This is a genomic window from Pseudoalteromonas sp. J2K-J979 (assembly GCF_058169715.2).
Genome location: NZ_CM200281.1, coordinates 1493470 through 1508673, shown reverse-complemented (window position 1 = coordinate 1508673; position 15204 = coordinate 1493470). Strand labels below are relative to the sequence as shown.

Annotated in this window: 9 protein-coding genes and 2 tRNA genes; 6 read left to right on the top strand and 5 right to left on the bottom strand. The window is 41.5% G+C overall.

Annotation, left to right across the window (positions count from 1 at the left end; translation table 11 throughout):
• The first annotated feature begins 41 nt into the window (after positions 1-41).
• Positions 42-503, top strand: coding sequence for a YchJ family protein (locus tag AC3KVK_RS07010; protein ID WP_490312119.1), 462 nt, complete (start codon positions 42-44; stop codon positions 501-503).
• Between the two features lie 50 nt (positions 504-553).
• Here the strand turns inward: AC3KVK_RS07010 and AC3KVK_RS07005 are convergent, their stop codons facing one another.
• Complete coding sequence (locus tag AC3KVK_RS07005; protein WP_490312120.1) at positions 554-1078, bottom strand: VC2046/SO_2500 family protein; 525 nt, start codon at positions 1076-1078, stop codon at positions 554-556.
• Between the two features lie 113 nt (positions 1079-1191).
• On the opposite strand from AC3KVK_RS07005, the gene AC3KVK_RS07000 reads away from it, so the two are divergent.
• Together AC3KVK_RS07000 and AC3KVK_RS06995 are read left to right on the top strand one after the other, a co-directional pair.
• Positions 1192-1276, top strand: a tRNA-Tyr gene (locus AC3KVK_RS07000).
• A gap of 378 nt (positions 1277-1654) precedes the next feature.
• Positions 1655-1739: transfer RNA gene (locus AC3KVK_RS06995), tRNA-Tyr, on the top strand.
• 22 nt (positions 1740-1761) lie between these two features.
• On the opposite strand, the gene AC3KVK_RS06990 is transcribed toward AC3KVK_RS06995, so the two are convergent.
• On the bottom strand, positions 1762-2442 hold the full coding sequence (locus AC3KVK_RS06990; RefSeq protein ID WP_490312121.1) for a M48 family metallopeptidase: 681 nt from the start codon (positions 2440-2442) through the stop codon (positions 1762-1764).
• Between the two features lie 120 nt (positions 2443-2562).
• Between AC3KVK_RS06990 and AC3KVK_RS06985 the strand changes: the two genes are divergently transcribed.
• Complete coding sequence (locus AC3KVK_RS06985; protein WP_490312122.1) at positions 2563-4221, top strand: response regulator; 1659 nt, start codon at positions 2563-2565, stop codon at positions 4219-4221.
• Positions 4222-4306: 85 nt separating this feature from the next.
• Positions 4307-5287, top strand: a complete 981-nt coding sequence (locus tag AC3KVK_RS06980) for an ion channel (RefSeq protein ID WP_490312123.1) — start codon at positions 4307-4309, stop codon at positions 5285-5287.
• 303 nt (positions 5288-5590) lie between these two features.
• On the opposite strand, the gene recD is transcribed toward AC3KVK_RS06980, so the two are convergent.
• Genes recD through recC form a run of 3 tightly spaced genes read right to left on the bottom strand, consistent with a single transcriptional unit; the run spans position 5591 to position 14199 of the window.
• Complete coding sequence (recD, locus tag AC3KVK_RS06975) at positions 5591-7399, bottom strand: exodeoxyribonuclease V subunit alpha (protein ID WP_490312124.1); 1809 nt, start codon at positions 7397-7399, stop codon at positions 5591-5593.
• Between the two features lies 1 nt (position 7400).
• A complete protein-coding gene (gene recB, locus AC3KVK_RS06970; protein WP_490312125.1) occupies positions 7401-10952 on the bottom strand; it encodes an exodeoxyribonuclease V subunit beta in 3552 nt (1183 codons plus the stop codon).
• Complete coding sequence (gene recC, locus AC3KVK_RS06965) at positions 10939-14199, bottom strand: exodeoxyribonuclease V subunit gamma (RefSeq protein WP_490312126.1); 3261 nt, start codon at positions 14197-14199, stop codon at positions 10939-10941. Before recC ends, recB begins: the two co-directional genes overlap by 14 nt.
• Positions 14200-14387: 188 nt before the next feature.
• Here recC and xthA point away from each other — a divergent pair, with 188 nt between their 5' ends.
• Positions 14388-15191 (top strand): exodeoxyribonuclease III, encoded by an 804-nt coding sequence (gene xthA / locus AC3KVK_RS06960; RefSeq protein ID WP_490312127.1) that lies wholly within the window; start codon positions 14388-14390, stop codon positions 15189-15191.
• Positions 15192-15204 lie beyond the last annotated feature (13 nt).

Here is a 15204-nt window from a genome sequence, read left to right as displayed (position 1 = left end):
ACGATACACTTTCAGCTTTAGAATAGTAGGTAAAATATTGTATGTGTTATTGTGGTACTGACGTCTCTTTTGAAAATTGTTGCCAGCCGTTTATAACTGGCCAAGCACTGCCAGAACACGCAGAACAGCTTATGCGTTCACGATTTAGTGCCTATGTGGTAAATAATGCAGAGTACATTCACCACACGTACGCCGTCGAAAAACGCTTTGATAATTCTATCGCTGATATCCGTGATTTTGCACAAAGCTGTCGATTTATCAAACTCGAAGTATTAAATAACTCTGAAAACGCTGATAGTGCAACCGTCGAGTTTAGTGTTCACTACTTTTACCAACAATTATTTTGCCAACTTAATGAGAAATCTCGCTTTGAAAAGCGCGATGGACAGTGGTTTTATATCGATGGTGATATCACTCCTACACCCGATATAAAAATCGGTAGAAATGATTTATGCCCGTGTGGTAGTGAGAAGAAATATAAAAAGTGTCATGCTACTGGTTAATGCTAACGAGAATATGACTTTGCAAATCGATAAGTGAGATACACTACTGTTTATGCCGAAATGACAGAGAGAGGGGTATGAAGGTTAGGGTTTTGTAAGTTATCATAAAATGCAGCTGCATTTATTTGCATATCACCGACTTGAGTATCTTGTTTAAAATAACGTTTTTTCACATTTAACTCACAATTATTTATAATTTCTGAAGAAATATGCGATGGGTCATCGCGTAAAGCAAGTGGCTCAGGTTTTAAATATTGTTTAAGTTTTATTTGCTTCAAGCCATCAGATGCCAATAATGCCCTGTTATCTTTTCCTATTAAAAAGTCGATTGGTTTTATCGCTAAAGGTTGTATAGGCCCCGCACCTAATTTAACTCTTAAATCAGTATTATCACTAATTTCTGGATAAGGGCTGGGTTGTTCTTCTTGAGGTAAATGAAACTGTGCGAAATCTGTCGCATCATGGGATAACATCGCCAATAATAGCGAAAAGTCTGATCGGCGGTTTTCATCAACCGAAACGGCCAGTTGATTACCCAACTGTGCTTCGTTTGTTAAAATTCCATCAATCTGCATTAAATATAACCACTGTTGTTTTCATTAACAAATTTATCGGCATGCCAGCCAAATTCTTTAATATTTTTCCTTTACATAAAGAACATTTTTGATATTATGCCCGCACTGAATTTGGAGGGGTTCCCGAGTGGCCAAAGGGATCAGACTGTAAATCTGACGGCTCAGCCTTCGGTGGTTCGAATCCACCTCCCTCCACCATTCTTTCAGTATTTACTTCAAACTTATTCACTTCTTATAGCTACTTAATTTAATATATTAAAATTCATCACAGTGACTGTTTGACTGTTTGACTGTTTGACTGTTTGACTGTTTGACTGTTTGACTGTTTGACTGTTTGACTGTTTGACTGTTTGACTGTTTGACTGTTTGACTGTTTGACTGTTTGACTGTTTCCAGTTGTGCTTAAAATATTTCACCAGTCAAGCGCTTCCTATATTTCAGCACACTCGAACTCACAACTTTACCAACTTGAACTAAAAAACATCAAGATGTGTATTAAACAGGCAAACAGTCTGAAAGTGTCATAAAACTTCTTTACACAGATCAAATTTTTGCTATTATCGCCCTCGTAGAAACGGAGGGGTTCCCGAGTGGCCAAAGGGATCAGACTGTAAATCTGACGGCTCAGCCTTCGGTGGTTCGAATCCACCTCCCTCCACCATCTACTCCTATATAAAATTCCTCTATCTTGTGTCTAATATATTCATCCTCTTGTTTAACCAATTTTGTGCATCACTCACCTGTTTGTAGTGCTCGTGAACTAGTTGCCAAAAATGCTGACTGTGATCCATATACCTCAAATGCGCTAATTCATGCACGATGACATAATCAATGACCCAAGTCGGTGCTTGCGCTAACAGTAAATTAAAACTAATCACACCTTTGCTCGAGCACGAGCCCCAGCGTCGACGATAATATTTGATCTGAACTTGTTGATAGTTTAACGCCATTAATTGCGAAAAATGTTTAATGCGATGCGCAATGTAATCGCTCAATTGTTGTGTGAATACACTTTCTAATTGTTTAATTCGAAAAGAGTCTGAATCTTTTACACGGCGAGCTGTATGAATAATAACTTTTTGCTCACTAATCATATGGCTGCTTTTATTGGCTGCTTGCCAGCACAGCTCATAGGGTTGTCCAAATATATCGATTGTCAATCGGTCAAAATGTGCTGGTTGAGCATGCGCACGTTGTTTTTCTAAATGATTGCTGATCCAGTGTTGTTTCTGTTGAACCAGTTGTGTTAGGTAATCAATCGAAACCCCGTAAGGGCTATGCACAGTGATCTGTTGGTTTTGAATTTTAATCGCGATTGTTTTACGTCGTTTGCTTTTTTTTATCGTGAATTTAGGTAACACCACAAGATAAGACCTTTTTAAAAATTAACCTGTATTTAGAGAAGGAAATACAGCAGCTTGCTGGTAAATAGTTTACTATCTAATAGGCAAAGACAACAATTAAAGGTTCATAAAATCGATTCTATGACAGCCAAACCACTCATTAACTATCAAGATAAAAAAATTCTCATAGTAGATGACCAACGATCATTTCAAACCATGATGAAAGGATTGCTGTTTAGTATTGGTGCACGCAATATTAATTTTGCCAACAGCGGAGAGTCTGCATTAGTACAATGCCTTGAGACAAAATTTGATTTACTGTTTATTGACTATAACTTAGGCCAAGGTAAAAATGGCCGACAATTACTCGAAGAATTACGATTAAAAAAATGTTTGGCTGTCGATGCTATCTATATGATTGTATCGGGTGAGAGTACCCGACCTATGGTGCTAGGTGCGGTCGAGGCTGAACCTGATGATTATTTAATCAAACCTTTTTCACAGGGGTTATTAAAGTCACGGATCCATCGTGTTTATAAACGTAAACAACTCTTAAAAGATGCGATGTTGGCTTTAGAGCAAGAACAATTTAGCACTGCAATTGAGTTGATTTTAGCTGTCAAAAAATCTCAGCCCAGATATCGCCAATATTGTGTCCAGCTGCTTAGCAATATTTACATCAAGCAAAAAGATTATGAAAATGCCCTGCAATTACTCAAAAGTGAGCTGGCCATTAAACGTGTGACCTGGGCGCTGATTTCGAGCGCTTCTATCTACTTACTCAAAAAAGATTACGAACAAGCACTTGAATTGTGCGAAGAAGTGCTTGATATTAATCGTTTTCGTGTAGAAGCACATGATATAAAAGCACGCTGCCAGTTAGCCATGGGGCAGCCTAAAGAAGCACTTAAAACAGTCAAGCAAAGTGTCAGTATTTCTCCCTTTTCATTTAGCCGACAATATTTACTCGCCGATATCGCAAGAGAAAACAAAGCTTATAACTCACTTATCAATGCGTGTCAGAATTTATTAGATATGAGCCGCCGCTCGATCCATCAAGATGTTTCGTATCAACTCAACTTTATCCGCGCTTTATTTGATGCTGCGCAAAATAGCGAAAATGAACCCGATAAGGAACACTACCTTAAAGAAACTAAAATTGCGTTACAAAAAGCCAAAGCTGATCAGCAGTTATTTACTGAAACACCCTTTGATGTTTTCGAAGCCATGTGTTTAGCTCGGCTAGAGGCACTAAAAGGCAACTTTTTACAATCTAAAAAGTCGTTAGGCGCGGTTCAAGAGCAAATAAACAAAAGCGAAAATGAGCTACCACTCGACTTATATCCAGAGTCTATAATGACATTACTGGAAATAGGCGAATTTGAGCAAGCATTTGAACTCTTAGAAGAATTTAAAGAAAGTAGCGATAGTAATACTGATTTTATCGAAGCGATAATGGCTGAACAAGCAGATAACGCACAACAAAAAATTGCCAGTTTTGAGGCCCATAATAAGCAGGGAATCGAACAATATAAAAAAGGTAACTTTAGTTTAGCCATCGAAGAATTCGAAAAAGCCCTTAATTTTGCCCCGATGAATACAGGCAGCGCACTAAACTTGATTCAAGCGCTTTTACAGGTCCTGCAGCATCCAGGAAGTGATACCGCGGCCTTGAAACAAAAATGCCAAGCAAGCTTTAAGCTTGTAGACGGGATCAGCTTACCAAAAGCGCATTTTGATCGTTGTGTTGAACTAAAAACCGAGTTCAAACGGATCAGCGCACACCTTAGCACTCAATAAAAACACTTATAAATGAGTTACCTCTTGAACCTAAGCAAGATTTTAGTGCTACCCTTAAATTAACTCAATTTGCACACGTACGCTTATGACTGAAAAACCCATTTGTAAATATTGCAGCCCCACCGGCCACGCGTGCCAAGAGCTTGATATGGGCACCGGTTTTTGTTTTTGGCATGATGAGAAATTTGATAAAAGCGGCCTCGATTTAAAAGATAAACTCGAAAGGTATGCCAATAATGGGGGTTTAATGCAAGGGCTGAAGTTAAAACGAGCTAATTTGGCCGGTTTAAACTTAGTCCGACGGGGTTCAAAAGACGGCTACGATTTATCTTATGGTGACTTTTACCGCGCTAACCTCCATGGCGCGCACTTATTTAATACCAAGCTCACCCACTGCTCGCTAATGAAAGCAGATTTGCGAGATGCGAATCTTCATTGTTGCAAACTGCAACACACGAATATGCTTGGAATAAAATTATTTGGTGCCCGTATTGATAATATGGCGGTGGGTGATGTCATCCAGCAAGAACGCTTTGCAAAAGAAGCGCTTCAACAAGGCAAACACGCCGATGCACTGGACTATTATGAACAATCAGAAGAAATCTATCGAGATTTACGTAAAGCAGCAGAACATCAAGGGTTGTTTGAAGTAGCCGGCGCTTTTACCCATAAAGAAATGACCATGCGCCGCTATCAACAGCCCAAATATTCCAAACGCCGGATTGTGTCTAAATTTGTTGACCTATTGTGTGGTTATGGTGAAAAGCCCACTAATGTGATTTTCTTTTCATTATCACTGATTTTGATTTCTGCTATTGCGTATTTTTTCTTAGGGGTCAATTTTGGCGACGAGGTAATCCAATTTTCTGCTCAACAAAGCACAGCCCAGAACATTTCTGCCTTTTTCAATAGCTTATATTATTCTGTAGTGACTTTTACCACACTGGGCTACGGGGATATTACCCCTGTTGGTTATTCAAGGCTAATCGCAGCCATTGAAGCCTTCTGTGGCAGCTTTACGCTCGCTTTATTTGTTGTTGTCTTTGTCAAAAAAATGACCCGATAACATTAAGCGCCTAGATGAATTTGGCTGATAATAAATAAACATACAAAAGCGATACTAATAAGCCTAAAAAAGAATAGCTGACTTTTTAAGCGACGAATTTCTTTACATTTTTTAAAAACTCTCACTTCAAGGGCGCGACAATAAGAATGACTTAACATAGCAATCTCCAACTGAGTTTCAACCCATTGAACAATGCATAGCCAATGCCACATTCATAAAGTTGTTGTAAAAACCTCTCAATTCATTCTCGTTCATTAATCAGCCTTGACGAACATAAAAGCTGATTAATGTTTTTGACTTTGCTTATTGTTGAAGTCGCTGATAAAGACCAGAGCTACGCGTCAAAGCTTTGCTCATTGCCATTTTTAACACTTGCGGCTGCGCAACAAGATCAAAATACTGTTTGGCTCGGGTGATCCCTGTATACACTAACTGGCGATTCATCCCGACTTTAGCCTGTTGTTGTGGCGGTAACATCATGACGGTATGCGCAAATTCTGAGCCTTGTGATTTATGAATTGTCATCGCGTACACTTTTTCATGGGCAGGTAATCTTGCAGGATAAAAATATCTAGCTTGCCCACCTTCCCCCATAAATACCGCTTTCAGCTGGCCGTCTTCATCAGGCATGATTATGCCGATATCACCGTTAAATAATTGCAGCTGATAATCATTTTGGCTGATCATTAAGGGCATACCCACATAATGACGATGGGAAGGCGTGATTTTCCCCATCCGCGCTAACTGCGCTTCAATTTCACTATTGAGTTTACTTACCCCATAATTTCCTTCTCTAACCGCTGCCAATAACTGATATTGTAGAAATGCCTGATGCACATCACCCGGTGCGGCCTTTTGCGCAATCAAGTCCAGATAAACACTGTAAGCCTGCGCACAGCGAATAATTGCGGCTTTATAATGAGTAGATAAATCATAAAATGTCAGTTCAGAAAACCCGCGCGCTTCTATTTCTGCCAATAAGGTTTTGTCATTACTATTGACTGCTTTAGCTAATTGACCAATACCGCTGTGTTGATCAAAACGATGACTTTTTTGTAAAAGAGCAATGTAATCAGCTAACTGATAATGGGTCGGTTGACTTTGTAGCTGCTCCTCACCTGCTTGGCAACATAATTGATTCAATATGGCGACTCGTTGTGCGGAATAGGCTGGCGGTTTCCCCAATTGTAAATCTTGGCAAATATCAGCCAAAACGTTGCCCGTATCGACTGAAGTTAACTGATCTTTATCCCCTAACAATATCAAGCGCGCATGACTCGGTAGCGCTTCGACCAATTTCGCCATTAATGCTAAATCAACCATTGACGCTTCATCAACAATCAATACATCTAGGTGTAACGGATTACTTTTGCTATGACGATACTTATTTGATTGAGGGATCACCCCCAGCAATCGATGAATGGTTTGCGCTTGCTCAGGAATAACATCAGCCAGTTGTGCTGTGAGCCCTAATTTCGCTTTGGCATCACGAATTGATTCACTTAAACGCGCTGCCGCTTTGCCTGTAGGAGCAACGAGCTTAATGCTAAGCGGTACTGATAAATACAAAGATTGTAAAATAGCCAATAACTTTGTGACTGTGGTTGTTTTTCCCGTGCCAGGGCCGCCGCTAATGACACAGAATGCATTTAGCACCGCCATCGCACACGCCACTTTTTGCCAATCAATTTGTTGTGTCGGAGCAAAAAACTGATCCAATAAACGTGTTAGGGCCTGTTTATCAATTGCAATATTTCGAGACGCCATGGCTAATAGACTTTCAGCTAAAGTCGCTTCATAGTCAGCGTAACGTGCAAAATATAATCTGTCTTCAACTAAGCGCAATGGCTTGCCTTCACCTACTGCCTCATGTTGCGCAAGGGCGTTTATACAACTTTGGCTATCAGCAAAAGGCGACCATGGCTCAGGCAAGTTAAATGGATTATGCCAATCAATTTCTGACAGAATTAAGCATGTATGCTGACGTGCATTGGTATTACTTAGCAATAGCACTATGTAAAAAAGCGGATCTGACTCATCCCTGATCAGCAACTGGGCTAATTCGACATCGAGCGAGGCGATTTTTTCTTGTTCTAATAATTGAATAAGCATGCTAGATCACCTCTTCACTTGCTGGTGCGTCGAAAATCGCATCGAGCTTTAAAATCACTGCTGTATCGACTTGTTTAAAGTAGATACCTTGCTGTGCAGGTAAGCCTCGTAAAAATAAGTAATACACGCCGCCCAAATCTCGTTCTATTTGATATCCCTTGATCCGTTGTTTCAACAATCGATGCAGTGCCACGCTGTATAATAAATATTGCAGATGATAATGATGAGACTGCATCACCTGCTCCATGTTCTCCAGATTATAATCGCTGGCCTGATCCCCTAAATGATTCGACTTATAATCGAGCACATAATATTGCTCTTGCCAGACAAAAATTAAATCGATAAACCCTTTGAGTAACCCGGTAATTGTTTCAAAGCGAAGGTTATTTCTAATTGCACTGTCATCGCTCACTAAATCTAGAATTTGGTTGATCTGCGAAGGCGCTAAACGTGTGATAGGTAAATAAAACTCCATCTCAATTAAACATTGGCTCATCGGCAATTGTGACAGTGATAAGCCTTGCTCATTAAGGGGACACGCTAAAATACTCTCGACCCAATTTATCGCTGTAGGCTGCCACTTCGCATCGATACCATATTTGTTTAATTGCGTTTCTACGACCTGCGCTAAATTTTTTGCTGGATCGGATGGATGTTGATGTGGTTGCTGAAAATCGATTTCTTCAAAAATGGCATGTAAACAACTACCCGCTTTCGCCCCTTTAGGAAAACTAAACTCATCCAATTGCAATTGTGTTTCATCCCCTTGCCAATCAAGCTCATGGCTTTCATCTTCACAACCTGGCGTGATGTGTTCTGATGCTTGATTATGCGTCAGTGCACTAAAGCTAGTGAGCCGCCAATCACGTTCAATTTTTCCTTTAAACTCTTTACGCTGATAAGACATCAGATGGTCGCTTGCAACCAATCCAGCGTGCTCATCAACTTCACTGAAGTAACGCACAGCCATCTCATCACTATGCTTGGCAACAAACGTATTGAGTTGCTCATGCCAATCTTCAGCTGATGCAAGTTCTTGGCCTGCAAATAACAGGTGTCCGAGTGCACTTCGCTGGATCATCATCCGTTTGGTATTCCCCACAGCTAGGTTATACATACCGATTACACATTGGTGAACAGGACGGGTCAGCGCCACATATAACAATCGTAAATCTTCAGCTAAACGCTCTTTTTCACTTAATTCGGATGATTCATCATCTTTTATTAAGTTATAGATAAGCTGATTATCTTGGTGGTAAATGTGTTCTGTTGCTTCGCGAAACCCAACTGCAAATGGCATAAAGACAATCGGGTACTCAAGTCCTTTAGATGCGTGCATAGTAACAATTTTAACTAATTTAGCATCACTTTCTAAACGAAGTTGCGTACTGTCGCCATCATTATCAACAATGCTTTGTGCTAACCACCTCACAAGACGTAAGCTCCCCTCAAGCTCTAATTGCTTTTGCTGCAATATTTCTGTTAAATGCCTAAAGTCCGTCAACCAACGTTCAACTGGCAATGCCATCGATTGCCACAGGCCAGCAAGGTTATTGCGAGTCAAGAGTCGCTCCATCATCGCCATCGCGCCTTTTTTATGCCAAATTTCATTTAATTGAGCAAACAAGCTGAGATAGTGTTGCCAAGCTTGCTCATCTTCATTTAATTGAAATATCTGTTGATAGCTCAAGTTGAATAGTGGCCCAGCTAACACGCCACGGTACGCAGCTTCATCATATTGGCCATGTAATGCAGTTAAAAAGTTAAGAATATGACCAGCCAAATCTGTACTGAAAATCCCATCTCGCGCTAAATACACACTGGCCACCCCAACGTGAGTTAAAGCGTGTTTCATAACCGATGCCTCTACCCGATCGCGTACTAAGACACAAATATCGGCGGCTTCAACAGGTTGCCCCGCGATTACTGCATGTCCTTGCTGTGCCTGCAGTAATAGTTGAGCAATCTTTTGGCTGAACTGTTTAGCTAACAATGGCATCGCATAGGCTTTGTTGGTCAAAGGTTTATCATGCTCAAGGACGCAAAACTCTAGTGCTTTAACCGGCTGATGTTCGATCAAAAACCCCTGCTCTGGGCTTTTACCTTGTGCTTGCACTGACAAAAATGGGATCGCTTGATTGAAGATAAAGCTGTTGTTGTGATGACTAAATAACGCATTTACCCCTTTGACAACCCCTTCACTCGAGCGCCAGTTTTTTGCTAATGTGTATTGCCGCTGTGAGGCTACCTCTTGTTTAGCATCAATATACGTAAAAATATCTGCGCCACGAAAACCATAAATCGCTTGTTTTGGATCGCCAATCATAATCAAAGTGGAGGATTGATTTAAAAAAATACGGCTAAAAATGCCATATTGGATCGGATCGGTATCTTGAAACTCATCGATCATGGCCACTGGGTAACACTGAGCAATATGTGTTGCTAATACTTCACCGCCGTCGCTCATCAAAGCTTGATAAAGATATGTAAGTAAATCATCAGGGCTAATTAAGCTCAGCTCTTGTTTTTTAGTAATTAACGCCTGTCTTATCCACTGCGCTGCATCTTGAGCAATCGCAAGCGGTAGCCCCTCTTTAATTGACTGGCGTAAACGACTTAACTCGGTAAATTGCTGACATAAAGGATGGCTAAAATACTGACCATTTTTTTTATACATGTCATCTTGTTCAAACATAGTGTGCGACCATGTTTCAAACGAATTTTTTGCACTGCCAAAAACAAAGTCTTGTTGATCGCTTTGACAAAACGCGAGTAACGCTTCAAGGTTGGCAGGTTTCGCCGCCGCTTTATTTTTCTTGATATCTGATTGGCTTATTTGCGCGGCAAAATCACTGGCTAAATAGTCTTGTTTAAATTGCTTTAGTGCCAAGTAATAGTCAGCCTGACATTGCCACATGTGTGCAAGGTTATACTGTGGGATCACGGTCGCGGTTTGTCTTGCCAACAAGCTAAATACTTTTTTATATAAGCTTTGTGGTGCCGGATAAAGATTTAAGACCGTTTGCGTTTTGTCTTTATCTAATTGATACACAAATACACGCCAATAATCTTTTAATGCTTCGAGTAACAGCTCCGATTGATCGAGAATAAAATTTAAATTAAACGCCACGCCCGATTCAAACGCGTGCTGTTTGAGCATCCGCTGGCAAAAACCATGAATCGTGAAAATGGCGGCATCATCCATCGATTTAGCTGCGGCATCGAGTAATGAATAAGCCAACTTGGCATCACTGACTTCTGCAAGTATTTCGGCTAAGAGTGGATCGTGACACGGGGCCCCCATTAATGCATCTCGGGCATCAATAATACGCGTTCGCACCCGATCACGAATTTCGGCGGTGGCGGCTTCGGTAAATGTCACCACTAAAATTTGCTCCACGCTCAGCGGCTGATTATCGGGCTCGCTGGTTTGTAATCCTAAAAGCTGACGAATATATAACGCGGTAATGGTGTAGGTTTTGCCTGTTCCCGCACTGGCTTCTATCAATGACGCGCCCGTCAACGGCATAGTTACAGGATTAAGCACTTGCATGTTTTGTCTCCGCTATTTTGTCGACTAAAGGTTTAAGTAACGTGTCACTCCAATAAATAAAAGCGTCTTGATGGGGGCTGAGATCACTAAAGTCCAGCGCAACATAGGGGTTATCGGCTTCACCCACCCCAATGTATTGACCACCTGAAAATTTACTCATTGCTTTGGCAAAGTCTTGCTCTTGGGCATACTGTAACGATGCCACAGGGAAAAATGGAATAGGCCGTTGTAAGCTTTCTCGGTAAAGCTCAAGCCACGGCTGCAAAGTTCGTATTGCCTCATCAGCATCAAGCGTTTCAAAGACACATTCGCTATCGAGCCCTATCACCCATGTTTGAGTTACAACTTGACAGGCGCTCGCAACTAAATGATACAGATACGCTTTTATTTTATCTTTCGCTTTAATGCTGGCACTGCGATAAAACACTTGTTTTGTATTAACAATCTGACTCAACCAACCTTGTAATCGACATTCGCTCAGCTGTAAATTGACCTCAACGGGCTCCTCAAACTGCGTCACTTGATGAGCCCGCAAACTAGTAATCATATTACTGATGCGATGCTGCATTTGCTCATAAGTTAATGCGCCCACGTGAGATAAAGGCAAGTCGCCACGCTGCAGGATTTGCTCACTATTGAGGGGGCGATCTTGCAACGCCGCGTCGAGCATTTCATCAAGATAAAAATAGCGTTGTAAATGATTAAGCGAAAAAGGTTCTTCGTCTTTATTGATTTCATCAAACTGAGCAATCTTCACACCCAAAGTATTGCGATAAAAGCTTTCTTGGACTTGGCATAATGCGCGAACAAATGCACTTAACTCGATTTCGTCCCCTATCGCCACCTTAATATCTCGCGCGTCAGCAGGAGTCTCATACGCTTGGATCTGCCAAGTTGGGTTATAACTTTTTGGCTGTTCAGGTAAATAATAAGCAGGGTTAAAAGGTTGCAAGTGATGCTGTGTAATCAAATTTTTTGGAAAAGTCTGCCCTGTTTGATTAGCTGGTTGATCAAAACTTCGCGTTAAATATTCGAGTAACTCACTGACTAAGACACTAGGCACTCGCTCTGTGTTATCAAAGCATGAGCGGCCAATATAACTGATATAGAGGTGTTCACGCACACTGAGTAACGCTTCTAAAAAGAGGTACCGATCGTCCAACTTACGCGAGCGATCACCTTTTTGCCGTTGGCTAAGTGGTAATAAGTCAAACCCCACAGGTTGCACGCTACGCGGATAGTCCGCATCATTCAGGCCGAGCATACACACAACTTTAAAAGGCACTGAACGCATCGGCATGAGTGTACAAAAGTTTACTTGGCCGACTAAAAAGCGCTGCCCGACCCCACTTTGGTTGAGCCCTTGCTGGATCAACGCCACGATGACCCGTTGCGACACAAGCCCTTGGTAATCATTATTTTCATAGTGTTTCGCTAAATCAGCAATCACGCTATCGAGCTGGAGTAAATCCCACGATTGTTCGGAGTTTTGATCATAAAAAGCCGTCAATAACTGCTGCAGAATGTCGGCTTTTTCGCCTAACGTTACATCGGGTGTTAAACGCTGTTTAAAATCAGCCAATGCGCGAATAAATTCTAATAACTGGCCCAGTAATCCTGCTGCCATCCCTTCCACTTCATCGGCGGGGTAAATCCCTTGAAAGTCACAGTCTTCGTTTCTTTGCACTACACCTAACAGCAAACGCTGCAGACCATGACGCCACGTATTAAATGAAAACTGCGGCTGGTCCAGTTCACCTTTATGATCGGCATCGAGCGCCCATTTAACCCCAACTTGCTCCAGCCAATAACGAATTTGATCAAGATCACTGGCGTTTATGGCAAACTTATCTGCAATACTGTTCACTTGGAGTAAGTCGAGTATTTCTGATACGCCAAAGCGGCTAAACGGCAAGCCTACTAATTGATGAAAGCTGGTCAGAATGGGTTTTTCCTGCGCAATTGCTAAATCAGCCAATGCATAAGGAATATAACGCTCTTGTGTGGCCGAACCAAAAACGGCTTCAATGTAAGGGCTATACGCGCCGACATCAGGCATCATCACAATGATATCTTTGGGCGTTAAGGTGGGATCAGCACTAAATAAGTCAAGTAAATGATCGTGTAGCACTTCGACTTCACGCAACGGCGTATGGCAATCAGCAAAGCGGACGCTGTTATCATTTTCAGCAACGGTAATTTTACCTTCATCACAAATATACCAACTGGGATCATCGGCTAATGATTCCCCTTTAAACGCTAGCTGGTAAATTTCTTGTTGGATAGCCCCAAGCAAATGGGTATTAGAAGGCTCGATAAACAAGTCATGCCACTGGGCATCTTGTTGCATTAATTGCTCAAAATAATCCCGCCCCAGTTTCCCCCAAGAAGAAAGGAGCGGATTACCGACAAAATAATATTGCTCATCTTGAGCTGTAATATTGGGTTTTTTTGCGTATTTAGCCTGTATTTTAGCTAAGGTTTTTTCATCAACAATATCGCCCCAATAGTGCTCACTGGGGTTAAAGAAATATAAATAAACTGGGATCCGCTGGGCTAAGGCATTAAACACGGCCAGTTGAGCGTTGGGTAACGCTGAAATACCAAAAATACTGACTCGTTCAGGTAATGCCGAACGAGGCGCTTGAGCGAGTGCTTCCAAAAGCGCTTCATGCATATTGGCCCGATGATAATGACTTTGTCCGAGATCTTGGGTGTATTGGACTAACTTACGCCATAAACTGGGTTGCCAAGGAGCATGACTAATCGACACATCAGGGAGCTCATCAATGCCTTCTTGCCAAGTGGCGAGCCAATGCGGACGGTACATTAGATATTGGTCATACACATCGGCAATTTTTTCACATAACGAGAATAACTTTTGCTGGGCGTTATCGTTTAATAAATATCGTTTCAACGGAGCAAATAATGGCTCGTCTAAACAAGTTGGCAGCAACGCAAACAACTTCCACGTCAAATTGCTTTTATTAAATGCTGATTCAGCAGGTACTTGGGGCAGCAATCGCTGATAAAGACGCCAAGTAAAACTCGATGGAAGTGGAAAATCAATTTGTGCCACTACGCCATGTTGCTCAGAAAAACTGACTTTGAGCCATTGCGCCATCCCCGGAGACTGCACCAAGATAATCTCTTGCTCAAACACGGTATTTAACGGCTCATCCGTGAGGACCTGCGCCAATTGTTGTTCAAGTACTTCGAGTCTATTTGATTGAATAATATGCAGCATCTAATTTGCATCCGTCACAGAGAGATTCCAAATGCCAGTGTAAATTAAATCCCTGAAAATCTTAATGACTTTTCGCATATTCCCTTACTTTTGTATTGCGATAAACACCCGAACATTATTTATTGGCCTCATAATTAATGCTATTATTGCGCGCTACTTGTCTTTTCTATTTCTTTTGGGATCCGCGAATGAAAATCATCTCGTTTAATATAAATGGCCTGCGTGCCCGACTCCATCAATTACAAGCGATCATTGACAAACATCAACCCGATGTCATTGGTCTGCAAGAAATAAAAGTTCACGATGAAGCCTTCCCTATTGAAGACGTAGAAGCGATGGGTTATCACGTTTTTTTTCATGGCCAAAAAGCACACTACGGCGTGGCCATGTTATGCAAAAATGCACCTATTTCTGTTGAAAAGGGCTTCCCAACAGATAGCGATGAAGCCCAGCGGCGCATGATTACTGTCACAGTTGAAGACGAACATGGTCAACCAGTCAAAATTATGAATGGCTATTTTCCACAAGGTGACAATATTAGCCATGAAACTAAATTTCCTTACAAACGACAGTTTTATAAAGACTTAATGACTTATCTTGCCAATGAAGATGCCAACAGTCAGCTTGTCGTGATGGGCGATATAAATATCTCTCCAACCGATTTAGATATTGGCATTGGTGATGTCAATGCTAAGCGCTGGTTAAAAACAGGCAAGTGTTCATTCCAACCAGAAGAGCGTCAATGGCTAAGTGATTTACTTAACTGGGGCTTTATCGACACATTTCGCGCCCTTCACCCTGATACAAGCGATCGTTATTCATGGTTTGATTATCGTTCAAAAGGCTTTGATGATAATCGTGGCCTGCGTATCGATGTGGTACTGGCTACCAAAGGACTGGCAGAACGCTGTATAGATGCGGGTATTGATTACGAATTACGCGGCATTGAAAAGCCCTCTGATCATGCGCCGATTTGGTCAGAGTTTAATTAATTACTATTGGGCG